Origin of the sequence: Paenibacillus sp. VT-400, from assembly GCF_001029205.1 — a bacterium.
Taxonomy (GTDB): Bacteria; Bacillota; Bacilli; order Paenibacillales; family Paenibacillaceae; genus Paenibacillus; species Paenibacillus amylolyticus.
This window is the reverse complement of the sequence record NZ_LELF01000067.1, coordinates 877,246-904,162: the sequence shown is the minus strand read 5'-3', so window position 1 is coordinate 904,162 and position 26,917 is coordinate 877,246. Positions and strand designations below refer to the sequence as shown.

Annotated in this window: 28 protein-coding genes; 5 read left to right on the top strand and 23 right to left on the bottom strand. The window is 47.9% G+C overall.

The genetic code is table 11. The annotated features are described in order from the left end of the window. Nucleotides 1-95: 95 nt before the first annotated feature. From EL84_RS14840 to EL84_RS14790, 12 genes are all read right to left on the bottom strand, one after another. Nucleotides 96-971: a serine/threonine-protein kinase gene (locus EL84_RS14840; protein ID WP_047842229.1), complete on the bottom strand. Its 876-nt coding sequence runs from the start codon at nucleotides 969-971 to the stop codon at nucleotides 96-98. Further along, the gene (locus EL84_RS14835) at nucleotides 968-1,546 is read right to left on the bottom strand and encodes a GNAT family N-acetyltransferase (RefSeq protein ID WP_047842228.1); all 579 of its coding nucleotides are present in this window, start codon (nucleotides 1,544-1,546) and stop codon (nucleotides 968-970) included. The genes EL84_RS14840 and EL84_RS14835 overlap by 4 nt, the downstream gene beginning before the upstream one ends. Beyond that, nucleotides 1,543-2,124: a DJ-1/PfpI family protein gene (locus EL84_RS14830; protein ID WP_017689696.1), complete on the bottom strand. Its 582-nt coding sequence runs from the start codon at nucleotides 2,122-2,124 to the stop codon at nucleotides 1,543-1,545. Before EL84_RS14830 ends, EL84_RS14835 begins: the two co-directional genes overlap by 4 nt. Before the next feature lie 16 nt (nucleotides 2,125-2,140). After that, entirely contained in the window at nucleotides 2,141-2,317 is a 177-nt protein-coding gene (locus EL84_RS32155; RefSeq protein ID WP_162489226.1) for a hypothetical protein, read from the bottom strand. Nucleotides 2,318-2,337: 20 nt separating this feature from the next. Beyond that, nucleotides 2,338-3,258 (bottom strand): SDR family oxidoreductase, encoded by a 921-nt coding sequence (locus tag EL84_RS14825; RefSeq protein WP_235431538.1) that lies wholly within the window; start codon nucleotides 3,256-3,258, stop codon nucleotides 2,338-2,340. Between the two features lie 60 nt (nucleotides 3,259-3,318). Next, nucleotides 3,319-4,647: a F390 synthetase-related protein gene (locus EL84_RS14820; RefSeq protein WP_047842227.1), complete on the bottom strand. Its 1,329-nt coding sequence runs from the start codon at nucleotides 4,645-4,647 to the stop codon at nucleotides 3,319-3,321. Beyond that, on the bottom strand, nucleotides 4,644-5,504 hold the full coding sequence (locus tag EL84_RS14815; RefSeq protein WP_047842226.1) for an MBL fold metallo-hydrolase: 861 nt from the start codon (nucleotides 5,502-5,504) through the stop codon (nucleotides 4,644-4,646). The genes EL84_RS14820 and EL84_RS14815 overlap by 4 nt, the downstream gene beginning before the upstream one ends. Beyond that, the gene (locus EL84_RS14810) at nucleotides 5,498-6,493 is read right to left on the bottom strand and encodes an NAD-dependent epimerase/dehydratase family protein (RefSeq protein WP_047842225.1); all 996 of its coding nucleotides are present in this window, start codon (nucleotides 6,491-6,493) and stop codon (nucleotides 5,498-5,500) included. The genes EL84_RS14815 and EL84_RS14810 overlap by 7 nt, the downstream gene beginning before the upstream one ends. Beyond that, the gene (locus EL84_RS14805) at nucleotides 6,490-7,782 is read right to left on the bottom strand and encodes an ATP-grasp domain-containing protein (RefSeq protein ID WP_053061500.1); all 1,293 of its coding nucleotides are present in this window, start codon (nucleotides 7,780-7,782) and stop codon (nucleotides 6,490-6,492) included. The genes EL84_RS14810 and EL84_RS14805 overlap by 4 nt, the downstream gene beginning before the upstream one ends. After that, complete coding sequence (locus EL84_RS14800) at nucleotides 7,772-8,773, bottom strand: beta-ketoacyl-ACP synthase III (RefSeq protein ID WP_047842224.1); 1,002 nt, start codon at nucleotides 8,771-8,773, stop codon at nucleotides 7,772-7,774. Before EL84_RS14800 ends, EL84_RS14805 begins: the two co-directional genes overlap by 11 nt. 539 nt (nucleotides 8,774-9,312) lie before the next feature. Next, the gene (locus EL84_RS14795) at nucleotides 9,313-10,203 is read right to left on the bottom strand and encodes a TIGR01777 family oxidoreductase (RefSeq protein ID WP_047842223.1); all 891 of its coding nucleotides are present in this window, start codon (nucleotides 10,201-10,203) and stop codon (nucleotides 9,313-9,315) included. A gap of 116 nt (nucleotides 10,204-10,319) precedes the next feature. After that, entirely contained in the window at nucleotides 10,320-10,841 is a 522-nt protein-coding gene (locus tag EL84_RS14790) for a hypothetical protein (RefSeq protein WP_047842222.1), read from the bottom strand. Between the two features lie 167 nt (nucleotides 10,842-11,008). Here EL84_RS14790 and EL84_RS14785 point away from each other — a divergent pair, with 167 nt between their 5' ends. Together EL84_RS14785 and EL84_RS14780 are read left to right on the top strand one after the other, a co-directional pair. Then, nucleotides 11,009-11,383: a BlaI/MecI/CopY family transcriptional regulator gene (locus EL84_RS14785; RefSeq protein WP_017689706.1), complete on the top strand. Its 375-nt coding sequence runs from the start codon at nucleotides 11,009-11,011 to the stop codon at nucleotides 11,381-11,383. A gap of 6 nt (nucleotides 11,384-11,389) precedes the next feature. Then, complete coding sequence (locus tag EL84_RS14780) at nucleotides 11,390-12,718, top strand: M56 family metallopeptidase (RefSeq protein ID WP_235431537.1); 1,329 nt, start codon at nucleotides 11,390-11,392, stop codon at nucleotides 12,716-12,718. Between the two features lie 100 nt (nucleotides 12,719-12,818). On the opposite strand, the gene EL84_RS14775 is transcribed toward EL84_RS14780, so the two are convergent. From EL84_RS14775 to EL84_RS14765, 3 genes are all read right to left on the bottom strand, one after another. Further along, on the bottom strand, nucleotides 12,819-13,553 hold the full coding sequence (locus tag EL84_RS14775; protein WP_053061498.1) for a YdcF family protein: 735 nt from the start codon (nucleotides 13,551-13,553) through the stop codon (nucleotides 12,819-12,821). 50 nt (nucleotides 13,554-13,603) lie between these two features. Beyond that, nucleotides 13,604-14,155: a nucleotidyltransferase family protein gene (locus EL84_RS14770; protein ID WP_047842220.1), complete on the bottom strand. Its 552-nt coding sequence runs from the start codon at nucleotides 14,153-14,155 to the stop codon at nucleotides 13,604-13,606. Nucleotides 14,156-14,369: 214 nt separating this feature from the next. Further along, nucleotides 14,370-15,215, bottom strand: a complete 846-nt coding sequence (locus EL84_RS14765) for an AraC family transcriptional regulator (RefSeq protein ID WP_047842219.1) — start codon at nucleotides 15,213-15,215, stop codon at nucleotides 14,370-14,372. Between the two features lie 235 nt (nucleotides 15,216-15,450). Here EL84_RS14765 and EL84_RS14760 point away from each other — a divergent pair, with 235 nt between their 5' ends. Further along, entirely contained in the window at nucleotides 15,451-15,981 is a 531-nt protein-coding gene (locus tag EL84_RS14760) for a TetR/AcrR family transcriptional regulator (RefSeq protein ID WP_053061497.1), read from the top strand. An 88-nt stretch (nucleotides 15,982-16,069) separates the two neighbouring features. Next, a complete protein-coding gene (locus EL84_RS14755; RefSeq protein ID WP_047842217.1) occupies nucleotides 16,070-17,176 on the top strand; it encodes an MFS transporter in 1,107 nt (368 codons plus the stop codon). A 26-nt stretch (nucleotides 17,177-17,202) separates the two neighbouring features. On the opposite strand, the gene EL84_RS14750 is transcribed toward EL84_RS14755, so the two are convergent. Then, nucleotides 17,203-17,811 carry a DUF1349 domain-containing protein gene (locus tag EL84_RS14750; protein WP_047842216.1) on the bottom strand — a complete coding sequence of 203 codons (609 nt, stop codon included), beginning with the start codon at nucleotides 17,809-17,811 and terminating at the stop codon, nucleotides 17,203-17,205. A 238-nt stretch (nucleotides 17,812-18,049) separates the two neighbouring features. Between EL84_RS14750 and EL84_RS14745 the strand changes: the two genes are divergently transcribed. Beyond that, a complete protein-coding gene (locus tag EL84_RS14745) occupies nucleotides 18,050-18,301 on the top strand; it encodes a hypothetical protein (protein ID WP_414855714.1) in 252 nt (83 codons plus the stop codon). Nucleotides 18,302-18,448: 147 nt separating this feature from the next. On the opposite strand, the gene EL84_RS14740 is transcribed toward EL84_RS14745, so the two are convergent. From EL84_RS14740 to EL84_RS14710, 7 genes are read right to left on the bottom strand one after another with little or no spacing between them, the layout of a single operon-like run. Next, a complete protein-coding gene (locus tag EL84_RS14740) occupies nucleotides 18,449-19,411 on the bottom strand; it encodes a glycosyl hydrolase (protein WP_053061496.1) in 963 nt (320 codons plus the stop codon). 28 nt (nucleotides 19,412-19,439) lie between these two features. Beyond that, nucleotides 19,440-20,450: a carbohydrate ABC transporter permease gene (locus EL84_RS14735; protein ID WP_081745928.1), complete on the bottom strand. Its 1,011-nt coding sequence runs from the start codon at nucleotides 20,448-20,450 to the stop codon at nucleotides 19,440-19,442. 28 nt (nucleotides 20,451-20,478) lie between these two features. Further along, nucleotides 20,479-21,378, bottom strand: a complete 900-nt coding sequence (locus EL84_RS14730) for a carbohydrate ABC transporter permease (protein ID WP_047842215.1) — start codon at nucleotides 21,376-21,378, stop codon at nucleotides 20,479-20,481. Further along, nucleotides 21,375-23,960 (bottom strand): DUF5696 domain-containing protein, encoded by a 2,586-nt coding sequence (locus EL84_RS14725; RefSeq protein WP_047842214.1) that lies wholly within the window; start codon nucleotides 23,958-23,960, stop codon nucleotides 21,375-21,377. The genes EL84_RS14730 and EL84_RS14725 overlap by 4 nt, the downstream gene beginning before the upstream one ends. 14 nt (nucleotides 23,961-23,974) lie before the next feature. Further along, a complete protein-coding gene (locus EL84_RS14720) occupies nucleotides 23,975-24,595 on the bottom strand; it encodes a Yip1 family protein (RefSeq protein ID WP_047842213.1) in 621 nt (206 codons plus the stop codon). Further along, nucleotides 24,576-26,042 (bottom strand): NHL repeat-containing protein, encoded by a 1,467-nt coding sequence (locus EL84_RS14715; RefSeq protein WP_047842212.1) that lies wholly within the window; start codon nucleotides 26,040-26,042, stop codon nucleotides 24,576-24,578. The genes EL84_RS14720 and EL84_RS14715 overlap by 20 nt, the downstream gene beginning before the upstream one ends. A gap of 11 nt (nucleotides 26,043-26,053) precedes the next feature. Further along, a complete protein-coding gene (locus EL84_RS14710) occupies nucleotides 26,054-26,917 on the bottom strand; it encodes a carbohydrate ABC transporter permease (protein WP_017689719.1) in 864 nt (287 codons plus the stop codon).

Here is a 26,917-nt window from a genome sequence, read left to right as displayed (position 1 = left end):
GCACCCCCTTAATAATTTCCATTATACGGGATTTCACACACATATACGAATGGATTTTGCATATTTGCGAAAATTCCACCACTCACTCATTGACCTTAAATCGTAGCTTGTTTCCAGGCCTCACCAAGTTCCGCAATCGATGCGTACCGCTCGGACCGATCATCGCTCACTGCACGTATCACAACCTGATACAATGCTTCTCCGGCATCCCATCTCTCATAGGAACGATCCTTCTCCCCGCCAAGCAAACCAAACGCCATTGCCCCCATGTTGAATACATTGGTAACCACATCTATGGGTGCGCCTAGCTCAAACTCTTCGGGTGACATAAAGCGGGAAGATCCCCACATACGCCCCATGGTATTGGTAAAAGAACCCTTCCGATACAGATCGATATCGCAAATTTTCATGAAGTTTCTGTCAAAATCATAGATCAGACTGCCATCATACAGATCTACAGCCACATAACCTCTTCGTTCCACCTCGATATGAAAATCCAGAATCTGTTCCATCGCCCGAATGCGTGTCTCCACTGGAAGCTGTCTGAACCGATAATAGGGCGAACGCGGATCTTCATACTTGGCAGGAGGTGGAAAATACCAGTGGGAGTGCAGACACTCCCCATCCACCCAATCGAATACACAGGTATAACCCTCATCCGTTGCAAAATGATCCGTTAGTCGAATCAACGTGTCATGCGCCAAATCTTCGTAAACGGAAACAGATGATTTCAGATTACGAATGGCTTCCGGGGGACTTCCCGTATGATTCGCATGAATTGTATGTGCTCCCGCATACTTTACAAACAATCTCTTTCCATCCTTTTGCACAATACCGAAGGAGAGATTCCCTGAATCCTGCTGATCGAATACGCGAAAGACCGTACCCAAGGGCCGTAACCAATCGAAAGAATGAGACTCTTTTAAGACAAAGGAAACACCATCAATCTCAAGTTCAACATGATCTGTCATAGGACCCCTCCTGTGGTGATATCTTCATTCAATGTTGAATGCTCCGTATAAAAGTAATTCATATGCGCCTCATCATATCCCTGACCGTAGACTTCCAATGCGTTACGCTCGATGCCGTAGACTTCAAATCCATATCGCTCGTATAAACGTCTGGCTGACTCATTCGTTGTAACTACACTCAGATTAATCTGCTTGATGCCCTCCAGATGTCTTCCCCGATCCAGCACCTCGCGGAGCAACCGTGAAGCCAGGCCACTCCCCCGATATGGCGGAGCAACATAGACGCCCCAGATCATGCCTTTGTGCCTGAGCTTTAGGCCGTACTCTCTTTTGAAACCCAACATTCCCGCCAAGGTTCCTTCTTCTGTGTATGCTCCCAGAATATAATCATCCGGTTCATTATGTATGCGCTCCTGCACTTCACTCATGGGGAGTTGAATGGACAACTCCAACGATGCCCCAAAGGCTTCAGGATGTGTTTTCAGTGCTTCCAGTCGCAAAGGCCAATATATGTCTGCTTCATCTCGCTGAATATTGCGAATGGTATAGGTCTCTTGCTTTCGGCCTTCATTCATTCTTCGACCACTCCCTGCATCTCATAAGGATAATCGATCTGAAGTTTTACATTCGCTGCCGCTTCCTGTCCTGCAAGCAACCCAACAACATAAATCCCCAGGTCAATGGACGTGGCTACTCCACCGGCAGTAATTACATTTCCATCTTTTACAATCCGCTTCTGAATCACCTCAGTGACATACGGCTCAAGCAAATTATATGCACGGGGATGTGTTGTTGCTTTTTTGCCAGATAAAAAACCAGCTGCACCCAGCAGCAGAGAGCCTGTGCACACGGAAACCTTCAAAGGCACAGACTCAGCCTGTTTCAGCCAACCTACAAAGGCCTCGTCATATCGAAGCTTGCGCGTTCCCATGCCTCCGGGGATAAACACGAGATCATATTCTGATAGGTCAGGCTTCACCCGATCCACCTTCAACGTTAGACCAGACTCATCCGTGACCTGATCTGTCATTGCACAGGTTTCCCACGTCGTTCCTTTGGTAGGTTCAAAGAAATTCAACCGATTGATCACATCATAAAACCCTGCAAAATCAAGGAAAGTCAGTCCATCAAACAAAACGAATGCCATTTTCATTGGTAACCTCCGCGTTTTAATTTGGAGCATCCTGATTATGTTTCTGATTCCAATCCCGTTCCATTGCTTCCTTCACCCGGTCACGCGCTGGCAGCTTGCTATTGATATGAAAGAGCAGACCCACAATCACAAGAAGTAAAATAATGACGATGAATTCGAATATGGCTAACCCTCCCGTCTGCAAACTGTACAATTTGGGCTCCTGCCTAATCTCTATTTTAAACCAAGGGCGATAATCCGCTCCAGCCACTTCCAGGGTAGCACGGCTTTGCCTAATATCAGCACACGCGAACCTTTTCCCAAAGCATATCGAAGTCTTGGTGCACGCATCCGTGCAATTCGGCCAATCAGATCAGCTACCTCCTGTGGATCAGGTGCCGTCTCGCTCGCATGTTTGGAATAACGAAGAACCGCGTCCAGCTTATGCTTATACGGAGAGTCCTCGCTCCGGTGAATCTCACCCAAACCTTTATTCCAGATCGGTGTGCGATAAGAGCCAGGCTCAACTAATACCACCCGAACACCGAACGAAGACATCTCATGCCGCAAACTTTCCGTGAATCCCTCCACAGCGAATTTGGAGGCAGCATAGGGCGCATACCCTGGAAAACCGGACAACCCACTTACACTGGACAAGTTAATAATCAGCCCCTGCTTCTGTTCACGCATCACAGGCAGGACCGCACGTGTCACGGCGATTAATCCAAATAGATTCGTTTCCATCTGGCGCCGCCAATCCTCCATCGATATTTCCTCAATGAACCCGCCCACCGCAAATCCTGCATTGTTCACCAGCATGTCGATTCGGCCATTATTAAGAAGTACGGACCCCACAGCCTTCTTCACCGATTCAGCATCGGTTACGTCCAGTTGCATGTATTGCAAACGTTCGGTTATCCCCGCCTGTTCAGCCAGTTTAACCAACTCTTCTCTTCGACTCAGATCACGCATTGTAGCAACAACAAGGTATCCCTGCTTGGCAAGGGTGATTGCGGTGAGCATACCAAAACCACTGGATGTACCTGTAATTAAGGCCACCGGAGCGTTATCTTTCTCCTTTGTCTTCTTCACTACGTCAGAACCTGTATTAATCCGTCCCTGTCCGGCTTCTGTTAAGTGTTCCTCTACTGTCACGGCGTGACCTTCTTTCCTCGGTAAATTGCTCACTTCTTACCTAGATCGCAAGACTCCTTCTTAATCCGTCACTCCGTTATGCCGTCTCTCCACCCTGCGCAGCTTCGTGATTCCCGGTTTAAACGTATATGGAACAAATCTGATCTCAGGCAGAGTACATTCCAGACGCTCTCCCAGCTTCATCAGTTCACCACGTACATCCGTCTCGACCTGCTCCATCACTGCGCTCCCGCCAAGCCGAAGGGATACTTCCATTGTTCCGTCCCCTTGCTGCACCACACGATAATGTTCAATATCCGGCGAAGCCGCAATGACCGAACGGGTAACGAAATCCGGAAAGACCGGTACCACCTCACCCGTATGCATGTTTGAAAAATAAAGCGTGTCATCACAGCGGCCTTCAATCCGCTCAATGGCAGTAAACGGGGAACCACAGGCACATGGCAGCGCCGCCTCGGTCAGAATATCATTCAGCCGATACCGGATTATCGGCTGTGATGTTCTGGAGAAGTCCGTAATAATGGGCACGAACCGTCGGGTGGCGGGATCAATGAACTCTTTTTCAATATGCACGATATCTTCATTCAAATGCAGTGTGCCATAACGACAGGTTGCACCCAGGAACCCTTCTGTACACTGATAGACTTGATGAACGGTCTGTCCGAAGATCTTCTCCAACACCTTGCGATCCAGGGGGTCCAGCACCTCGGCAACAGAGATGATTTTATCCGGTACAGCAGTCAGATATCCTGCCACATACGCATCCGCCAACAGACGCAGCATGGATGGAGGAGCCACCCACACGGTAGGTTGGTAGGTTTCCAGCCGCTTAACCAAGGTCTCCACACGTTCCAGCAGATCAAAGTACTGAAACTGCAATTTGCCACGTTGCACCGATTCATACAGATTACTGTTGGCCCGCAGGAAAAACGCAATCTTCGCAGGTTTCCACAGTCCACCAGGCAGCAACTTGGCCAGCACCGTACCCGTCCACGCATCCTGCTCCCGATCACTCACCAGAAATATCCCCCGGTTCCCTGACGTGCCCGAAGACAGTCCAACCGTCACGCCTTGAATGGAAGGTTTGAAGTCACGCGTTTCTTCACTTTCACCTGCAAGAGCCAGCGCTTCGTCCTTGGTAATGCCCACCGTGTTCAGAGTATCGAAATGTTCCATCATGGTTGATTTGTCAATCAACGGAAAGCTTCTCCAGTCGGTTGCGTCCACGCCACCCCACCACTTCCGGTAAAACGGAGATCGGGCACGGATCTGATGAACATGCCGAATAATCCGGCGCTCTTGCCAGCGCTCAAGTTGTTCTCGTGTTTTCCATGTTCGCAGCCCACGTGCGAGTGCATAATGAACCACAATACGAAAGGTATTGCTCATCGTTTCGGCCCTCCTACACCCCAAGCGTCCAGTACATCTCGACAATGACTCGGCACAATACGAATCTGGGGAAACTGCTGATGCAGCTGAACCAGCTTGTCAAAGTTACGGTTGTATTCCTGTCGATCAGACATAATAATACCCGCGAGCACATGAGGTCTGCGCTCTTCACGAAAAGCCCGACTCGACCACACCGCGTCTGCGCAGAGAAAATAGTCATGTTCTTCTGTACACAGCAGCAGTCCCATCATGCCTTCCGCATGACCGGATACATCCACCCCCAGCAGACTGCCATCACCAAAGATATCGTAGACTTTTTCAAAAGGGAAAGATTCCCCCGCTCTTGTCCATGGCTCAGGCTGACGCGTAACAGGCAATGATCTAGCTGTAAAATCCTCGGGCAACAACCCAGCAAGAAAGCCTGCTTTTACAGCCGCAATCGGACCAAGTGAGCGCACAGCATCATAGGCCCTTGGCAGATAGATAAATTGTGCCTCCGGGAAATCTCGTACTCCCGCGATATGATCGCCGTGAAAATGAGAGAGGATGATATACCGAATATCGGAAGCTTTCAGTCCAAGCCCAGCCAGAAAATGAACGGCACTATCCTCCTCACGATAGACCACTGGTGTAATATGACGATACAGTGCGTTAGGCAAATGAGCCGTTTCCTCAAAAAAGCGTGAACTATATCCCGTATCCAGCAGGATCGGTCCATGTACGGGATGAATGATGCAGGCAAATCCTGCCGGGAAAGGCACCGGGCTCAACCGACCACCGCGCAGCGTCAGAAACTCTGGATGTGTACAGTAACCCGCCGCACCCAAATATAGTTCTACTGGAGTTGACGTCAGCATGATTCAGCCCTCCACCAGTCTGCAAATTGTTGTAATCCCTCTTCAATGGACACCCGAGGAATGTATCCCAATTGCTCCCGTGCATCCGTAATATCCAACGTCTGTGGGATGGATAAGGAGCCGACTGTATACCTTGTTAACGCAGGCTCACCCAACGTAGGAATATAGCCATGAACTCGCTCCAGCAACGCTGCCACACCATATGCCATCCGATAAGGAATGTTTCGACGACGCAAGGGCATATCCAGCATGCCAAACAGGCTGCTCACCAACTCACTGAACGCTCTCGGATCGCCATTGGAGATATTGTAAGCTCTTCCGAGCGCTTCTGCATCGACATCGCGGCACAACAACAAGGCATCCACCACATTATCCACACATGTCAGATCGATTAACGCCTGTCCACCACCGATCATGGGCACGCCTGATTTTGCGTTTGCTGCGACAATTCTGGGAAATAACGTCTGATCATACGGACCAAAAATGGCTCGCGGTCGAATCATGATCGATGGAAGTCCCTTCGCATGCCCCTCCATTACAACCTGCTCAGCGAGAAGCTTCGTGGCTGCATAATGATTGGCTGGTTTGGATGGCAACGGATCATTCTCATGTACGTTATACCGCGGGTTGTAGTTAAAATATATACTCGGAGTTGAGACATGTATGAATCGCTGAACCTCATTATGCAGGCAGCCATCAATGAGGTTTTGTGTGCCTTCTACATTACTGCTATAAAAGTCACGATATCGGCCCCATGGCGAGGATAGAGCTGCACAGTGAAACACCACATCCTGTCCCGTACACGCTTTGTTCACTGCAGCCTCATCCCGTATATCTCCATTCAGGAATCGGATTCCTGCCAACTCAAGTTCTGCACCAACCTTTGGCTGTCGGCCCATGCCAGTGACTTCCCATCCCTCTTTAGCAAGTCGTATCGCGAGATGCCTGCCCAGACATCCCGTAGCTCCTGTAACCAATGCTCTATTCATTGTTGTTCACCGTTCCATTCTATGTCATGAGTCAAAGCTTCAGTCAGCGAGCACTTCTGCGATCTTGCCAGACGCCATGCAGCTAGCACCACTTCGAATTGTTCAAATACAGGCTGGATATCCTGCCCTACATAGACCACATCCCTGGCTCCACGCCACGCAGCTATCCATGCATGGAGCTTCCTTTTGCCTAAGATCTGCTGCAACCCGCTTCCCAGCATGGGAAGCATGAGCATGGCTTTGGTGCCACGTGCGGGCGTGATCATTTTTCTTTCTTTTACCAACGTCTCCGGTTCAGTTAGTGCACGCACCAAGTCATCTCCGGGGTGAAACAGATGAATCCCGCTCGTTGCCCTCGGATTACACTCAATCGCGTACACTCGCCTATCCTGACCTTCTATAAAATCAAACCCAATCTGTCCGCTAAACCCCGTTGCCTCAACAAATTGTCTCACCCACGCAAGGGCACCTTCATGTTCCACCTGTTCAAAAAAAACACTGGCTCCCACGCTTCCTGTACGATAGCGACTGTCGTAAGTGGCATGTGCAACCAGTTGCCCTTCATGCGCTATGCTGTATGTACACAACATCTGACCAGGAATGTAGGCCTGTGCAACCCAAGGTGAAATAGATGATAGTGCTACCTCGTCCGGAGGGTCGTTACGGAAATGTCGACGTTTCTTTTCACTTACGTTTCCTTCCTGATCCGTCCCTGCCCTAGCCTCATCGTTCATGAGTGTTGGCATGCGAACTTTGGCTGCAAAGCGGGAATACACCGGTTTCCATACCCAATCTCCTACTTTTCCCAGAACAGACTGAGCTTCCATCCATTCCTGCCGACTGTGGATCAGGTGTGTATCCGGAACCGAAAGACCGAGTGACCCTGCAAGCTGGATAAAATCATATTTATGGTGCAGCTCATGCAGCTGCTCCAGAGTTGTAACCAGAACACGGCAATATGCACGCAATCTGTCTGCCCCTTGGGCAACATAAAAGACTTCTTCACACATCGGAATCAACAGGTCGATCTGCCAATCCTGTGCCAACCGTTCCAGCTCTGCCAGATACGCACGTGTGTCATGACGTGGCGACGGGACCACAGCGCACTGTTCCACTGCACGAGATAATCTGGTCAGATGCCGTACGGCACTCTCCGCGACATAGACCCGATGGCCTGCCCGATGAAGCATGCGTGCCAGATCGAGCGTTACGGGAGCCCTTCCGCCTGTAAGCAACACACGGAGAGAAGCAGCTGTACGATGTCTGGTTTCCCCAGATCTAGTAGTCAAAAATGAGTCCTCCCAATGATAATCCGGCAGCCGTGCCAATCATCAACACCCGATCTCCACGCTGAATACGCTGTTGTCTAATCGCTTCATGCAGACCCATCGGGATCGATGCCGCAATCGTATTGCCGTGATTTCGTGTGATGTCCATAAACCGATCTTCAGCAATCCCAAGCTTCTTGCGAATCAGTCTCATCGCCATGGCACTTCCCTGATGGGGAATGACCAATTGGAAATCCTCCATTCGATTCCCGGTCGCCTGCAGCATATCACCAATGAAGCCAGGCAAAAGTCTGGAAGCCATGCGGAAGATCGCCTGTCCATCCATATGAAAAAGGTAGGGTTCAGGCTGATCCGCCTTATAATTCGAAGCATGCAGCCGTGTACCTCCACCTGCAATCTCCGAGAAGCGAGCACCTCGGCTGTAGGTTTGAAGGGAAGCATGTACAATCTGAGAGGATGACCCTTCAGGCGAACGCTCAATAATAACAGCGGCCGCTCCATCTCCGAACAGGGCCGCACTTTCTTTATCCGACCAATTCAGTCCGGCTGAGGCAATCTCAGTGGCTACGAGCAGTACTCGCTGGTAACGTCCAGCATCTACCATATAGGAAATCACATCCAGTCCGTTCAGGAAACTTAGGCAGGTTGCATCCATATCAAAGGCAGGTACGCCCGAATCTTGCTGCCCCATGGCCTGCTGGATAAATACCGCCGTACTTGGCAACGGTTGTTCCTTCGTGCCACTGGTACACACCAGACAGTCGATATCACTAAATTGTAATCCTGCATCCGCCAGTGCAGCTTCCGCAGCCCGTGCGCCCATGAAAGAGGAGGTTTCTTCACCCGAAGCATAATGACGTACACCTACGCCTGTAGCTTTGCTAACCCAGCCCGCAGGCACGTCCAAGCGGCGATCCAGTTCCTCATCGGTGACTTCCTGTTCAGGTAGGTACTTCCCTGTTCCCGCGATCCTTACTCTTCTAAGTTGCATTTCCCCAACCTCTTTCTGTTCATCTGACTGATATATAAGTTCGTATTCAAAAAGACCGGTTTTCAGTACCGAGAAGATGGGATGAAGCTAGAAATGGAGTAGCGGAGCGTAGGCAAACTACGTGAGCAACCACAATGTTTCCAAAGGAAACATACTTCGTAAGCCTCCAGCTTATTTCGGCTGAATTCCATATTCGATGCTGATGATGCCGATAGGCATCCTTCGTAATCAAAAGCGGACTTTTTGAAAAACCTCTATAAGTTCAGCTAATTAGTATTTACACAGACACTGCGATGACAGAACAACTTTCCGATCGCTGTTATCCCCAGATTTTTTTGATTCCCTTCTTAAAAGGGAAAATCCGGGGATAAGCATATGCTTCCGGTGCAGCTTTCTTTCAGAAAGCTTTTAGGCGAACGCTTCGCTTCTTCAAGTTATTTCTGTCCTCTCCGTTATCGTGTAAATGTTTAGTTGAACATATATAACAAAAGGGCAGATGCCTCTGCCCTTCCTGTTGTATTTTCTTTTGTTATGAAGTGTTATTTCTTCTTATTCAAAATCTCGGCAAGAGCAGCATCTAGTGTACCGTATGTGAACGTGAATCCTTCCCTCTCCATTCGCTCGGGAATCACCCAACGACTTTTGAGAACCAATTCCGTCTCGGTCTGAATAAAACGTGCGCCCAGTTCAAGCATCCAGCGAGGAGAAGGCAGGCCGATCCGAACACCCATCTGTTCTCTCAGACGCGCCATTAGCTCCCGATTCGTCACCGGATGCGGAGAGGACGCATTGAACACACCATTCAAGTGTGGATGCTCTTGCAGATAGATTACCATGCGGAAGAGATCCTCGATATGAATCCAGCTGAACTGCTGTGTTCCTGCGCCTTGAGATCCTCCCAGTCCAAAACGGACGAGGTTCGTCATGGGCACCATCACGCCACCCTCGCCCAGCACAATCGCAATCCGCAGTGCAATCTGACGCGTAGATGGCAGACTGAATTCAAAGAAAGCCTGTTCCCATGCCTTGGCAACGTCGACCGAGAATCCGGAGCCAATCTCGCCCTCTTTTTCCGTCATGGGACGATCTTCAGCATGTCTGTATATGGTCGCTGTACTCGAATTAATCCATAGTTCAGGAGGTTGATTGCAAGCCAGGATGGCTTCGCCGAGAATGCGCGTTGTCCGGGTTCTGGATTCCAGAATGACTTTGCGATTCTCCTCCGTATAACGGCAGTTCACCGATTTACCTGCCAGGTTAATCAACATTTCTGCTTCTTCCAGTGCCCCTATAATCCCTGCACGATCCTCCCAGGCAATATGACCGGGCTGACGCGAGATAATTAACACCTCATAACCTAGTTTCTTGAATCTTTGGGCAAAATCCTGTCCGACAAATCCCGTTCCACCAGCTAATACAACCTTCTTCACGGTATCCCCTCATTTCCCATACTGGGTAAAGAATTCGTAAGATATAGATTGGAATGTTTCTATGCATGCAAAATGCAGATAATAGATTAACACCGCCGGTGACCCGTTGGTTTGATTTATTTCACACCAAGAGCTACGTACAAGCGATCCCGCTCTTCGATAGCCCATGCGTTTGCAGGGTTTTGTTCCAGTTGATATCGGAGTTCATCATGAAAATCATGGATCATGAATCCGTCCGGCAAGTTCCCAAGCATCGCTGTAAAGTTGTACTCTGGCAGTGTTCTCTTTCCTTCACTGATCTGCTTCAGCCAGTCCATCCAATTTGCAAGAGTAAGCACTTCCTCCTGCCATAACTCAGCCTGTAACCCAAGCGCATCCTGAAGTTGCTCGTACGCCAATGGATCGGCGAAGACGCGGCAGGCCTGAACAGCCAGTTCGTACAACTCGGTCACTGCACGGCGTACCTCATGTTCAAGTTCGACCTCCAAGCCTCCCATGTAATCCTGAACCTGGATGCCCTGTCCATCATCGTATAATAGCGGTGCCTGAGCTAACAGGCGTACAATCTCTTCCATCTCGTGCATTGAAACTCGCTTCTGCTCATAGAGAGCAGGTAATTGATATGCTGTAATGATCATTCACTCCTACATCGTTCTTCTATTAATGACCTATATTATAACATGGTTTGGCAATCATCTATCAGGATAACTTGACTATCCACTACAAGTTGTAGTAGTTTATACGTACTACGTAGTGTAGTAATACGATCGTTATGGACGCATAACGATGTTAAGGAGTGTTCACTGTGAACCAGATTCAAAAATTATCCGAAACAGAAATGGAGTTAATGGTTGTTATATGGTCATGCGCCCCACCGGTCACCTCCACAGAACTATTAGACATATTTGCTGAGAAGGGGAAAGCGTGGAAAGCGCAGACCATGTCTACCTTTCTGTCACGGTTAGTGGATAAAGGCGCTCTTACCGTTACGAGACGTGGACGGACCAATGATTATGAGCCTCTTCTAAAGCCCGAAGATTACAAACTACAGGAAACGCAGCACGTTCTTGATGGACTGTATCAAGGTTCAGTCAAGAATTTGGTTTCGGCCATGTATGACGGTGACAAGCTTTCAGACGATGACATTTCAGAACTGAAAAAATGGCTTTCGGAAAAGTAGGTGCAGATGATGAATATCTTTTTTGAGATTCTGTGCAGCCTGACCGTGGCGGGAAGTATCGTTTCTGTTTGTATTTTGGCACTACGACTTATACCCGGTTCTGTTTTTCCGACCAAGTGGCTCTACAGACTCGGTAAACTTGCTCTCTTGTTTTATCTGTTCCCGGTATCTCTTGGCCTTTCATGGCTTTTGGATATTACATTCCAAACGACATCAACTATACCGGGTACGGAGAATGCAGCTTCGGGCGTACTTGCAGGAACGTTTATCCCGGAACAAACCATTTCGGTAACCTCAGCCTGGTTCTTGTTATGCGTATGGGGCATTGGAGTCATTGGTTTTTCTGCATGGCAGGTGTACTGTTATCGAAGATTTTTGAATGAATTATCTCGTACACGTACCCCAGTCCTCTGTCATAGTGAAGCAGCTATACAGCTACCATTAATGAAAGAGGCTTTGGGTCTCAAAGGCAATATCACGCTTGCTCACAGCACGCTAGTACGAAGCCCTATACTGGTTGGCTTGTTTAAACCAACGATATATCTGCCACCCGAAAATACGGTGAAAATGGACATCAGCATGGTAATTCATCATGAGTTGGTACATCTAAAACATAAAGATCTGTGGGTCAAAGCTTTGACCTTGGGGGTTAGTGCCCTGCACTGGTTCAATCCCCTGATTCATATCATTCGCCGGGACATTCATACCTGGAGCGAGTTGGCCTGTGATGAAGATGTGGTGAAAGAGATGTCCCACGAAGAACGAAGACGATATGGTGAGACAATTTTAAATGTGATGGCGGGAACCAAGAAAATGCCTGCTCAATTTTGTTCGTCCCTATCGGGTGAAGGCAAACAATTAAAAAGGAGATTGATGATTATGTTTAATGTAAAGAAACTGAAAAAGAAACATTGGATGTTAAGTATGGGAGCTCTCCTGCTTATTACAGGTGTAAGTACGTCCACCGCCGTATGGGCATCAAACCACACAGTTAAAGTGGAGGCTGAGGCTTCTGAAGCTGTGACTGTTCCTTCTACGGGTGGATCTTCTGAAATCGTAACTTCTCCCAACAAGGTTGGAATTTCCGAAGCTGTAACTGCTCCTTCTACTTCCGAAACTCCTGAGATCGTGGCTCTCCCTGAGGATGAAGTTTCCGAAGCTGTGCCAGTTCCGTCTGTTACTGTACCTTCTACTACTGTTCCATCTACTACTGAACCTTCTGAGGCTAAAGTTGTAGAATCAGCCACTGTTCCTTTTACCGGTGAATCTCCTGAAATGGTAGCTCTCCCTGGGGATAAGGTTTCAGTAACTGTACCTGCTCCTTCAGAAAAATAACCTATCGTTAAGGAGCAATAGCCATCCTTATATGGAAACAGGACGAAGCATAGATCATAGATCTCCGCTTCGTCCTGTTTCCGTTTTTCTGTCATGTGCATTAGAGAAATGTTTTGATCGTAGCAAAATATTCACGGATCATGTTGACGGGTTTCAAATAACCCGGTGACGGGGCCGATATGCCATATTCTGCCGCATAACCGTTCTTGGCAGCGATATACTTGGAGCGAAACATATGATAGTCACTTGTAACAATCATGATCTCAGGGTGCTCTAACCCAGATTCAAGAATGATTTTTTTGGAAAAGGCCAAATTCTCCTGTGTGCTTGTGGAGCGATCTTCCATAATGACTTGGGAAGGGTTAATCCCCTGTTCAATCAGATAGTTTTTCATGGCGAGCGCTTCAGGAATCGATTCTCCAGGTCCCTGCCCACCTGATACAATGACGGGTGTCTGAGGGTGACTGCGAATATAGTCCAGACTGGCATCTAACCTTTGTTTTAGGGTCAATGACAATTCCGTTCCACGGATGCCTGAACCCAGAATAATGACATAGTCTGCCTCATCCGGATCATTCGCACCGAGCTGTGTGAATACAAGTGCTTCAATAATGACAAAAGAGACAGCAACCACGCCAAATCCGGTAAGAATAATCCGTTTCAGAATAACATGCTTCTGATAGTCAATCCGTCTTAGTACGATAAAAGCCACCGTGATCATTCCAAAAAACATGACTGCAAACCTTTGGCCCCAGAAGGCCAGAAATGCCACAAAACATGCCAACAGGACAAGATCAATGATCAGTCCATTTTTTTGTAAGAACTTTTTTATCAAATCCGTAGACACTCCTTCTTGTACTCGCAATTCCGCAAATCACTTATTATTCAAGATGTTATTATCGTTAGTTTCGGCCATTGTTCCTGCCAGCGCTTCTTCTGTACTCTCTGATTATAATAGTCAGCATCCGTGAAGAATGGACTTTTGCGGACTATAAGGTGATACAGATCATGTAAACCATGCGGAGCACAGATGTTCACCCGATCCTCTTCATCCAACTGTACGCCTATAGCAGTCACAACTTCTGGCCAATAGCGAAGAGCATCTTCAGTAGAATGATAAGGAACTGTGCCATTGCGCAGATGCATTCTCGCCTGATTTTTGACAGACCACTTCGAATTGCCCGTCTCCTCACGAAGCTGTTGTTCGAGCTGTATGTCTCGCTCCTCACGCAAGTCTTGCGCATCATAATAGACAACATCAATATCGCTGTGAAGTTCACGAAGATCATATCCATGCAGAACATCCCAGATATAATTACGAATATATCCTGCACCTATGTAACTTTGAGGCAAATGGAGACTACGAACTCTCCGCAGGTCACGCATTAATTGCTCGTGTTTGATGATCGTCTGAATGAATGGGTTCTCATATACCATATCTGCCTCCTGCGGTTTACCTCGCTGTCCTCTTATTGCTGTTAACCTTCGTTCCAATATATCATGTTTACCTATCTGCAATAAAATGAACAACGCTTGAACATCCTCTGTACAACTTCGAATCTCTGATTAATCACAACCAAATAACCCATAAACAGCTTCGGTTATCCGAATGTTTATGGGCTACAATGATCGAGTTTGAAACGGTTAAAATTTATTTAATCGGTATCCAGATTTGTGGCGGTTGATTGGGCCCCGGGTATACTTCCAGCTCCGGCATATATGCGTGCTCATACGGGTTGGATGGAAACCATTCCGAAATAATCCGTTTCCACAGAAGCTGCATACTCTCCGGCATCGGGCCTTCTACTTCAAATACACTCCATTTGGAAGCAGGCATGGTGAAGCTTGATAATCCTTCCGGTACTTCACCATCGTAAGTCGTAGCAATCCAATATTGCATCTGTTTCTCCTGGATTTCGCTCTGATCCACAACGACACCGAGTAAACCTGGAATATCCCCATTGTTCAGTTCAAATAAACGCTCCTCTGTACCGCTCGTCCACGCTTCCTGCCACATCTTCCCGATGCCTTGCAGATGTTCTCCATCTGCATATGAGAAAGTTTGCTCTACTCCGACCAACGTAAATTCGGGATGTTCAACAATTTTATATTTCATCGGCTCTGCTCCTTTTAGACTCACTTGAATCACCAGACGATTATACGATTGGACAGCGTTACTATTCTTTCGAGCCTCACTGGGTGCGATCCCATGTTGTCTACGAAATGCTTTGGAGAAAGATTCCGGTGTGTCGTAACCGTATTTAAATGCCAGATCAATGATTTTGTGATCACTTTGAAGCAGCTCATGTGCCGCCAGTGTCAATCGTCTGCGTTTTATGTACTCGGCTACAGTAACATCAGTTAATAAGGCAAAGGTACGTTGAAAATGAAAAGGAGAGATATGGGCCTGCGCTGCAATCTGCTCCATCGTCATATTTTCGAGCAAGTGGTCTTCCATATATTGAATAGCGACCTGTAATGCGTTGATCCAGTTCATGTAATAATCACTCCTTGATGTCTAATATAACGGATAAACCACCCAAAAACCTGTCATGTTGTGCTCTCATATGTCCGGTTAATGTGCAACGACGTTGTTCATATAACGCCCTGCCCAGGCTTTGAACTAACCAAAGACAAGGGGAGTCACAAAATTTGACAATGTCAACGAATTATTATAGCCTACAAGTATAATGATCGTTCTATCTTATTTTGAAGGGAGAGTATCATTGAATATGAGCAGCAAAAAAGAAATGCTTTTGAACGTGGCTGAAGAATTATTCTACCTCCACGGCTTCCATTCCATCGGCTTGAAGCGGATTATCACGGATGCCGGGATTGCGATTATGACGCTATACAATCACTTTGAGTCCAAGGATGATCTCATTGTCCAGGTACTCTTGCGACGCGAACAGCGTTATTTAGAACAGCTCAGGCAATATGCAGACAATAAAGCACAACCCATGTTCCTCAATCTGGCTGAAGGACATGCAACCTGGTTGAAGGAACACGAATCAAGAGGTTGCTTATTTTTACGCGCCAAAGAAGAATTCGGAGGTCATACAGACCATATCATCGTCCAGACAGTGAATGCGCACAAAAGACATATGCGAACGTTAATCCAAACATTGGCGCCTGTTGCAAGTGATCGAGATCTATTGCGATTCTCCCTGCTGCTGGAGGGTTCCACGGCACTTGCTGAGACAGAAAATGTAAATGACGTCTGCCGTGAGCTGATCCATATGACGCAGACCAGTTTCAAGTAATGCTATTCCGGGTGAGTTAATATTTCAACTCACTTTTTTATTTAATAAGAAATATAATGATCGTTCTATCTAAAAGGCGGTGGATTTAATGAAAAAAATTATCTTTCCAGGCATTGCACTTATCGCTGTATGTTATGCATTCGGGCGATTCAGTTATGGATTGTTTATGCCGGAAATTTCGGAAGCCTTACAATTAAATGATGCAGCCTCTGGCGCGATTAACTCAGGAACGTATATTGCCTACTGTCTGTCCCTTCTAACTGCACCACTGTTGATTAATCGCAAGGGACATCATTATGTCATTCAATTGGCAGGGATCAGCGCAGTGCTCGGATTAACCGGCATTGCCCTGGCTCAGAATGCATGGGTTCTTACATTTAGTATATTTCTAGCAGGTTTGAGTACAGGCTGGGCCTCTCCAGCCCTCGGTAACACGGTTAATGCCGAGCTTGCTCCCGAGCTACAAGCAAGAGGCAACAGCTGGATTAACACCGGAACCAGCTTCGGGATTGTAATATCGGGCCCACTCTACTGGCTGTTCACGGATTACTGGCGTCTAACCTACATCCTGTTTGCTGTAATCGGTGTTGTGGTTCTTTTGTGGAACAGACGTGTTATTCCGGCAACCAAGACGCTTCCTTGTACCAAATCCCTCTGGACATGTATGAAACCTACCAGCCCAGGGTCTGCTCTGCTCATGGCTTGTCTGTTGACAGGTTTCAGTTCTGCAATCTACTGGACCTTTGCCCGGAACTTCCTCACAGACGAGAAAGGGGCCTCCGATTCGGAAGCCGTGTTGTTCTGGATTGTGATGGGGTTTATGGGGATACTCGGTGGATGCGCTGGTCGCATTATTGAACGGTTCGAGATTGGGTGGTCCTACCGAATAGGCATACTTTTATTGGCTATCTCACTGGGGGTAATCCTTCTTCCATCCATGACTGCCAGTCTCATCTCTGCGATCATATTTGGCAGCACGTATATTTTCCTGACCAGTGTATTTATCGTTTGGGCGACGAGACTATTCAGTCCAAATGTGTCCATCGGAATTAGCCTTGCCTTTCTCGCGCTGGGTGTTGGGCAATTTCTTGGCTCATCCATGGCAGGGTATACGATCGAAGTGTTTTCCAATACAACGGCATTTCTGGCCTTTGCTATACTCGGTCTGTTCGGAATGTTAATTCGGGTGAAATAAATGACAAAACAACCTTCTGATCCCTGTTATTTTACCCGGCGAACACTTCCGGTCACTCCATGCTGAAGCTGTACGTCTGTAAAAGTAACCGTGGTCCCTTGCCCAATGGGGGATTGGGCCACAATGCCAACTTTGATCTCTTCCGCGCAGTCGAGTCCGAAATAACGAACCAGCTTCCACTTCTCTCCATCCTGAGAATAATGGAAAGCAAAGCTGTTGCCTGCCCGGGCTACACGTAAATAAGGCTTATTAACGTCTACAGGTGCAGATACACAATCATCCGAGTTACCACGAGTAACAACACTAAGAATGGACGGCTGTTCTTCAAAATATTCAAAGCAGACTTTAGCCCAATTCGTATCGTCTACCCTCACCATCAGGCACCCGGAGTCATACTGTTCTTTCATGTCCACCTGTACTTGAGTGACGATGCTGAAATCTCCTTTGACTATCGTATGTAAAAATGGAGCGGAAGCTTTCACCGGCTCACCACCCGGATCAATGAAAAAGTCACTGATTGGCGAAACGGTTATCGTTACTTTGCCGTCTTCAATGGACCAATCTGCTGGCTCGTTCAGCCATCCCAGGTTAGCAGATAATGTTTGACCTGAACAATGTTCGAATAGATTCGTCATGTGGCACACCCTTTGTGTTGGAGTATAAGTTCTCTAATTTCTCTATTTGTATTCGATATGTATCATGGTTAATCCTGTATGTTTTACATCAAGTTCCCATCCTTGATATCAGTTGATAGAAATCGTCACTCTTTATTATTAATAAGGTAATTTTATCCAAAATATGATAAACTGGACATACGAGATTACTTCAATAATTTGAATCACAACAGGAGGTCATCCTATATTTGGTGTTAACGTGAAAAAAGTAGAAGATCAACTGGTCATCCGGTGGCAGTTTTCCAAAATTGAAATTCCCATCACACATATCACATCGGTCACCCTGGACGATACGTACGGTGGCAGCGAACCATCCGCCATTCGGATCGGTCCAGTTAATGGCACAAGCGAAAGGATTCTGATCCGCACGGTTAATCAATCGTACATTTTATTCACTTCCAGCGTGACTTTACATACCAATATCCAAGCTATGTTACACCCGTCAAACTAAATGGTTGTTCAACTTCTAATGTTTCAGGGGTGATGGGTTCCATTAACAAATGTGCGCTACCAACAAATGAAGCGTTAGTATTCGCATGAATTCTTACAGCGAATACTAATGCTTCATTGATTCCAATTCAAGTTGGACGTGGGATTCTTATAACCAACTCCACTTCGGTAACTGATCGAGCGTAATGACCTCTTTGCTATGGTACAATTCCTTCAAAAACGTTAGTTCATTATGCGTCCCGTCTCTCAGGAATCCACCTGTCCAGGTACAGAACCAACTCCAGTGTACATCCTGTTCCTTCATCTGCTTAGGGTCAGGGATGGAGCCGTTCTCGGCCAGTGCAATGATTTTACTATCCTTCACAAGCTCTCGCAGGTTGGTGTAACGTGCCGCCAGCGGGCTGTGATCTCCCGCTTCCGGGTATACATCTACACTCACAATATCCACGATATCATCCCCTGGATACCATTCCGGTTTTTCCGAGTTCCAGACCCAGATAAGATTGTGCAGCTGATGTTCTTGAACCAATCGATCATACAACAAACGATATAACTGTTTGGCAGGTTCGGGGCCTTTCGCTCCCCACCAGAACCAGCCACCCTCCGCTTCATGAAGTGGTCGAAATAATACAGGCACACCAGCATCCTTCAACTCTTGCAAATGTGTAGCAATAACATCGATATCCCGAATCAATAACTGATATGCTTCCGATTCAGTATCAGCTATCGCGGAGGCAAGATCATAGGTTGTCGCGTCCGTATAGAACCCCCGCCACCACTCTTTACCCGGTTCATCGATCAGATCCGTCGGTGCGTTCCAGTGCCAGCATAATGTCACGATCCCGCCTTGTTTATGCCAGTCTATCGCATCCCGAATCTCTTGGGAGACCGCACCGCGCTCTGTTCTTGATGGCGAATATTCCATGAGATCAAAGCCAATCACAGCTGGTTTCCGGCCTGTATTTTCATTAATCCAGTTTAGATTGCTATAATCCTGCTGGCCTGACAACATCCCTTTTTGATAACGCTCTACCAGGAACGCCATCAGTTCTTTTGCTTCGGGAGTCGCTGCTTTATTCACCGGAACTCTGCTGATCTCACGCACTGTCATCTCTACACCTCCAATTGGATTTAACATGTTAACCCACTACACCAGAACGTTCAATACTCTCCACGAAATAACGTTGCACAAACAGATACAAAATAATCAGGGGTGCAATAGCCAGCAAAATGCCTGTATCCACAATCATCGCCACATAGTTTGGATCGGCCTTGATGCCCGAGTTCGAGCCAAAGCCCATCAGCTGCGGAATCAACTGGTTCGCCTGAGCAGGCAAGGAAGCCACTTTCAGCGAGATCAGTGGACTTTCACTCATGAATAATGCCGAATAAAAGGTATCGTTATACTGCCATACAAACGAGAACAAAATGACCGTAATCAGCGGCGAGATTGCATTGGGCAGCATGATTCGAGCAAACGTTTTGAATCCACCTGCGCCGTCAATCAATGCAGCCTCCTCGATTTCCTTTGGCATGCCCTTGAAGAACTGACGGAAAATATAGATGAACAGCCCCGCCTTCAGCCCTCCCGCTGTAGCAGCCGTGATCATGGAAGGCCAATACGTATTCAGCAGATTGATACCATTTTTCCCAGAGAACAACTGGATGATGCCCATAAAGTCAAAGCTGCGGAAATGCAGATACATTGGCACCATAAGTGTGCTTGTCGGCACCAGAATCGTCAGAATCACAAGGATGAAGAGTACATTACTACCCGGAAACGAAAACCGGGCGAAGCCATATCCGGCAAGTGCACAGGATATCGCTGTCAGAAGCGTTGTGATGGTAACAAACAATAACGTGTTCGCCAGCAGAGGCAGGTAATCCATCACTTGCGCCGCTAGCCGGATATTATCCAATGTAAAGTGCTGGGGAATCATATAGATCGTTGGATTGTAGATATCCTGTTTATCCTTAAACGCAACTGACACTTTGAGAAATAACGGGTACAAAATAATAAATGAAATGCCGATGACCAGTGCATATCTGAATATGGAATAGAGAAGGTCCGATGTTTTGTTTCGCACCCGATGCATGTGATAATTCTGCTTCGGAACTACCACCATGCGATCTGTCCCTGATGCAGCCATAATCTGAAGCCTCCCTTAATGTTAACCGTCAGTTGTAGTGAACCCGCCGTGACAATACCCAGCCCACTACGATCAATACAAGACCAATCACCAGTGTGTACAGCCAGGACATCGCCGAGCTTAAGCCAAAGTTCTGGGTTTTGAATGCGGTTTGGTAGATGGCCTGTGTGACTGGACTCCCGGCAAATGAATCAATGATCGTATAGATGACATTTGTCAGGATCAACGGACTGACCATGGGAAATGTAATTTTCCAGAATGATTCATAAGCTGTCGCCCCTTCGATCTTCGCAACCTCATACATCGATCCCGGTACCGATTGCAGTGCAGCGAGGAAGATCAAAATCTGAACGCCTGAGCTGCTAATAATCTCATAGATCCGCATGATGGCTTCTACAATGTAATCCACATAGGCCATCGGTAATCCCACATCCGCCAGCATCCGCACAATGGATACCACGTTGAACGAAGCACCGCCATCGGCTGATGCATCCACCGCACTCGCATCCCCCATCAGATTGATTAATCCCGCAGACTCAGCTGCTGCGACTGCACTCGAAGCCAGAATAACCGGCAGGAAAAAGATTGCACGTGCCATCGTTCTGCCTCTGAACTTCTGGTTAAGCAGTGTGGCCGTAAACAGACTGAAGAACAAAATCATCGGCACATTCAGTAGCATCGCTCCAACCGAGTCGACCAGAATCCGGTTGAACGTCGCGTCAACCAGAAGCGCATCCTTGAAGTTTTTAAATCCAACGTATTCCAGAACGTACCCGCCCGGAGCAACGGACAGATTACTCAGACTGAATCGAATCGATTGCAGGAGCGGCGTGGCAAAGAGGAAGATGAAACCGAGTAGCCACGGGGAAATAAATGCAAGTCCAAGCAGCGCTCTCCGTGACTTCAGCGATAATCGAATGGTTCTCATCGGTTCACTCCTCCCACCACATAGTCCGTCCCGCCAACCGTTGTTCCATCCACGGTTACTGCATCCGCATTGTAATTCACAAGGATGGATGTCCCCCCAGTATAGGTGATCCGGACAACGCCATCCTGAATGCGTTCATGCTTGAAAATCTGCTCATTCGCCAGATTTCCCAGCACTTCATTGGCCTGCTTATACAAGGCAACGGCATCATCCACCCAATATGCATACTCCGTTGCGTAGGCCGAATCATAATTCGTCAGCTTTAGCCCGGATGATGGTTCATAGGTCCATTGAAAATACGGAGCTGCCCCGAGTTCCAGACTGCGTAGCAACTGTTTGCGGAGATCCTGATCCCCCGACGTATTCATCGGAGATGCCGCATAGTTCATGTATCCATGAATGACCATCGCATAAAAAGGAACTTCTTCATCGGTAATATTGAAGCGACTTGATCCTGCGGGTACATTTACAACATGTTGCGCACTTCCCCAAGCGTAGTTATTTGCAGCAGATATCATCAGGTTCGGATAGGACTGTTCCAGCTTGCCCAGCTGCTCCTTCACAATGTTCTTCGCCGTCTCCCGATGAATCACCCGACTATCCCGATAATCGGAAGTCAGGACCTGCCCGAGATCACGAAGGGATAATCCGCCGAGATCCAATTTATTGAATTTGTCAGCAAACTCACTCACTACATAAGGAAGCTTGGCCGCTGAGAGCAAATAATAGCTGTCCCTACTCTGATCCATGCGATTAAGTGCAGGATTGTACGGATACAATTCTGCTGTCTCCTTTGTTACAAACCGCGCTGCATCCGAGGAAGGAGCAAAGCGCATATCATCGTGATAAATGTGCTGGAAAGCCACATCCGGGAACAGAGCTCCACCCGACTGCTCCAGCTTGGTGGACAACGCCTGCAGTTCGGAACGACTGCCCACTTCACTGTCCAACTTCACCCGGGTTGGCGTATGATGACTGATGCCACCGCCGAACCATCCCTGATACCGCATTTGTACGCGGTTCACACCATCCTGCTGTAATTTCGCCGCCATTTCGGTAGCCTGTTCGTACGTCGTCATAGCTAAAGTGGTCCGATAGGGTACACTCAGGAACGAAGCCTTTTTGTCCACTGCACCAAGCACATCCACATAAAACGGCAACTCCGTCTGTTCTGCGAGCGGCTTCAATACATCCTGCTCGATCAACTGCTGCTGATACAGGCGGGCCATACCCGAGTAACTGGCATCTTCTCCATGAAGGAAATGATAACGGACCTGAATATCTCCACGGTAAGGCTCTTCGCTAAGCAGCTGGATCTCCTGCATTTTCTGCGAGGTGTACATCTCCAGCTCATCCTCCCCGCGCAGGGAGAAGGTCGCATGCACGTGGTTGTAACTGTTCTGCCTGCCTCCAATATCCGCAGAGATACTGGCAATGCCGTCCCCTTTTTCAATGACTGCAAACCAGGCATTCTCCCCGTTTTTCAGACCAAACACAGGCATATACGCGGATTCACTAACCTGAGGACGACTGAGCGAATTATCATTTGGGTCTGCGCCGTATACGCGCTGTACATACTGTTCTTCCTGGGTTTTCCCATTGTTCAGGTGGATCAGGCTGCCGGAACCATCAGGAACGAGCATGTAGCCCCCTCCTTTCGTATCCGCAGCACCAAAATAAGCGAGCAAATCAATATTCCGAATGCGGTATTGCCCACTTTCCTCTATCTGGCTCAGAGGCACGGTCACAACAAGTGCTCCCTGCTCCAGTCGGTATTCCACTGAAATGACAAAGCCGGGCTTATCGGATACGCCCCCGCCTTCAACCCCGTTCTCCTGATTGTCAAAAGCGAGATCGTCCGCCGTATACCCCGCCGTCTCAAAAGCACCCAGCATCTTGTTCAGCACAAGCTGCTTCGAGATCTGTCCATCGAGCCGTTCCAAAATATCTGGATTATTCTTGGTTGGATAATAACGGGCAGACGTGTATCTTGCGACAGTAGCGTCCAGCTTGGAAAGAACCTTCTCCTCCAGTCGCTGCTTGCTAATCAGTTTCGGAAGGGCATCAATACCAAGTGATGTATCACCAAGTGTATAGTTGACCCGAATCCCTTGATCGATCTGACCCACTGTGAATTGTTTGTTGCTTATACTCGAACTGAAATTTGGAAAGTTCTCCAGTGTGCCCATCGAATCCCGGAAAGACACGTTCAACTGGGAGGACAGCACTTCTTTTTCATATGCAGAAGCAAGACCATCCTCAGCCCGTTCTTTCGGATTGCTGTACCAAACCTCTCCACTTTTCGCGTCACGTACTGCAATTTCCGTTGTCTCCTCGTTATAGTACAGGGCCAATCCCTGATCTTCAGCGACCAGTTGCATACCAGGTACACCCTGCGAAGAGTCGCTAAGGAACTGTAACGGTTCCTCTGTGACGGGCATGGCTGTGGTTGTCGTATCCAGATAAGCTGCGGCTTCTACGGCAGGAATCCCCCTGTTGTTTATATACAGCAGCCCGGCTGCAATCATGATTACAGCTGCACCACCAGCCAGCACCGTATATAATCGTTGCCTTTTGTTCACGGATGCCGCCTCCTTTAGGTCCGAAAAATCAACTCGCGGTAAATGTTATAACCGAATTCGTACAGCTGTTGCAGCATGCTGAAGACCAGTGCGCCAAGGAATACAATAATGCCCATCACAATGAGTGTCAGCACCATCGTAATGATTGTTTTAATCACCGTGTACTGGTGTACCGTCATCATGCCAATGAACAGAAGCAGTACAAACCAGAAGAACGCAATACTATTGAACAGATAATAAAAAGCAGTCTCCTCCTGCACCATAAAACGGCTGATCACGATCATTGGGGCATAGATCAGAATAACCGGAATGAGCGAGTAACCTGTCGCCAGAACGATTTCCTTGAACTTGCCTTCCCCTTCCATCAAAGTTGTTACCGCCCAGTTGGCCATGCACCATAGAAAGAAAGGTACTGCAACCGTGGCGATTTCGATGATGCTGTTAATCGTACGAGGATCGATGTAATTAACGAGAAATCCTGCGTACTGCTTTTGCAAAATCATCATAACAATGGTAAGCGCCAATGCTGCAAAAGCAACAAACAGCCGTCCCCGGTTATCTGACTTGAGGTCCCAGAATGCATCAATGGGGTGAAAAATGAGATGCAGCGGAAACTTAATGAAATCCTGCTTCACGATCAACCTGCCTCCTCCGTCTCCATTTAACCGTCACCCGGGTCAGGATCAGAATGACAATCAGCGCGATCGCAGCGGTCAGGAATGTACCAAAATGTTCCTTCATCATCTCCCGCCGATGCCTCTTGAACGCCACAGAATAACTCTTGCGGTCCATTCCAAGTTCGAAGTAACTTAGCGCTTCCTCGTTTTTCTTCTCCATTAATAAGGACTTGCCGATACCGATATAAGCGATGTCATAGTTGGCATTCAGCTTCAGCACTTCTCTCCATATATTTACGGCCTCCGTGTCCTCGCCCCGATAGTGGAGTGCCACCGCTTCATTCACACGGGCACCAAAACGGGTTGGCTCATAGACGACAAGGTTGTTCTTGCCCCGATCCAGAACCAAGTGATGCTCACCTGATTGTTCAATCGCGACAGGTGTTTTGAGCGTGCCCACCTGATTTCCTTTGCCACCGTATATGTAGAGCAGATGACCTTCATCGTCGTACGTGAACACCCGGTTCTGTGTCGCATCCAATACACTGTACATGCCGTCGCCCAGCACTTTCACATCGATCAGTTTGGATGGACCCGGATTGTTGCGGAACCGGATATCACCTTTGACATCGTAATAACCAAACCGTTTCAGTACATCTTCACCAGACGGGTTAAGCCGCTTGATCGGTTCATTCGAGCCGGGATCAATATTCGTTGCATACACAAATCCTTTGTGGTCAATATCCGCATTGGAGAACTCCGTCGGGACAAACAGGACCATCTGTGCACGCTGGGCTTTGGTGGATAACATGCGCCAGATATATTCGCCGTAGTCCCGCTCCACTTTGTTGGTACCGACATATCCGATAAATTTCCCACTCTCGTCAAACTGCATAATCCCTTCGTAGACCCCCTGCGCCACAACATACACTCGGCCTACATGGTCCACCGTCAGCTTCAAAGGCTGGAACTGGAATTGGGTCGACAGGATATCCGACTCGGGCTTCGTGATGGTTTGAATCAGTGTCCCTTCTCCATCCAGGACAACCACACGACTGTTTCCTGTATCGGCGACATATATGCGTTCTTCTTCATCTACAAACAATCCACCTGGAAGGTTAAAGGTCTCCTTGCTGCCATCCATCATGAATCCATCGATGACGCGCAGCAGCTTAAAGCCTGGGTCCAATACAACAATTCGGCTGTTGCCGCTATCCAAAATGTAGATCAACCCGGAAGGTGAAACATTCACATCACCAGGGTCTTTAAACTCACTAATGCCGAGATCACGGCCTGATATGGTACGCTCGGGCAGATAGGCATCCGGTGAAGGTACAGCCTCTTTCCAGTAGTTGTAGTTATAACTCTCATACGGCGCCGGGGAGGCCGCCGCAGGCACGGCATTCACCAGCAGCAGAGATACTGCCGCCAGGAGAACAAGCCATCTTTTCACTGTGCGTGCCATATCGTTCCCCCTTAATCCTTCATGCCCGAACTCGCCATCGTCTCAATGATTCGGCTCTGAGAGAAAATAAATAGCGTGATCGGCACACTCATCAAAATCAGTGCTACCGCAGCACCCGCTCCTGCCCGGGATATTCCGCCCTGAATAATCTGTCCTGCTGCATAATGCAGAGTCTTGAGCTGCTCGCTGTAGATGTACCCATTGCCATCACTGCCCCATAACATCTGGAACAGCAGAATGATCAATGTAAGCCAGGCTGGCTTCACATTGGGCATGACAATGGACCAGAAGATCCGGTATTCACTGGCGCCATCAATCTTGGCTGCTTCCAGCAGCGCATCCGGGATCTGCTCCATGAACTGTTTCATCAGATACAACCCGAGTGAATAGGCAAATGCCGGAATAATGACGGCCCAGTACGTGTCGATCCATCCGAGCCAAGACATGATCATATAGTTCGGAATTGCCGTTACCGCAGGTGTGAACATCAGTGACAGTACGACCACTTGGAACATGAATACTTTGCCCGGAAACTTGTGCTTGGCAAGCGGGTACGCCGCTGCGGAAGCTAGCAGCACATGGCCTACGATACCGATGCCTGTTATAAACACCGTGTTGAATATATAACGTGAAAACGGCACCCATGAGTCACTCAGCAGATTCAGCAGATCCGTAAAGTTGCTGAACGTGGGATTTTTGACAAACAGCGTTGGTGGAAAAGTGAAAATCTCATCCAATGGTTTGAATGCATTGTTGATTGCATAGATCAGCGGCAGCACCATGAAGGCACCAAATACGAGCAGAAGGGCAAACAGGGAGAGGCTTCCCGATAGCGAGCGATTCACCCGCTTTTTGCCTGTCGCAATTGCAGCCAT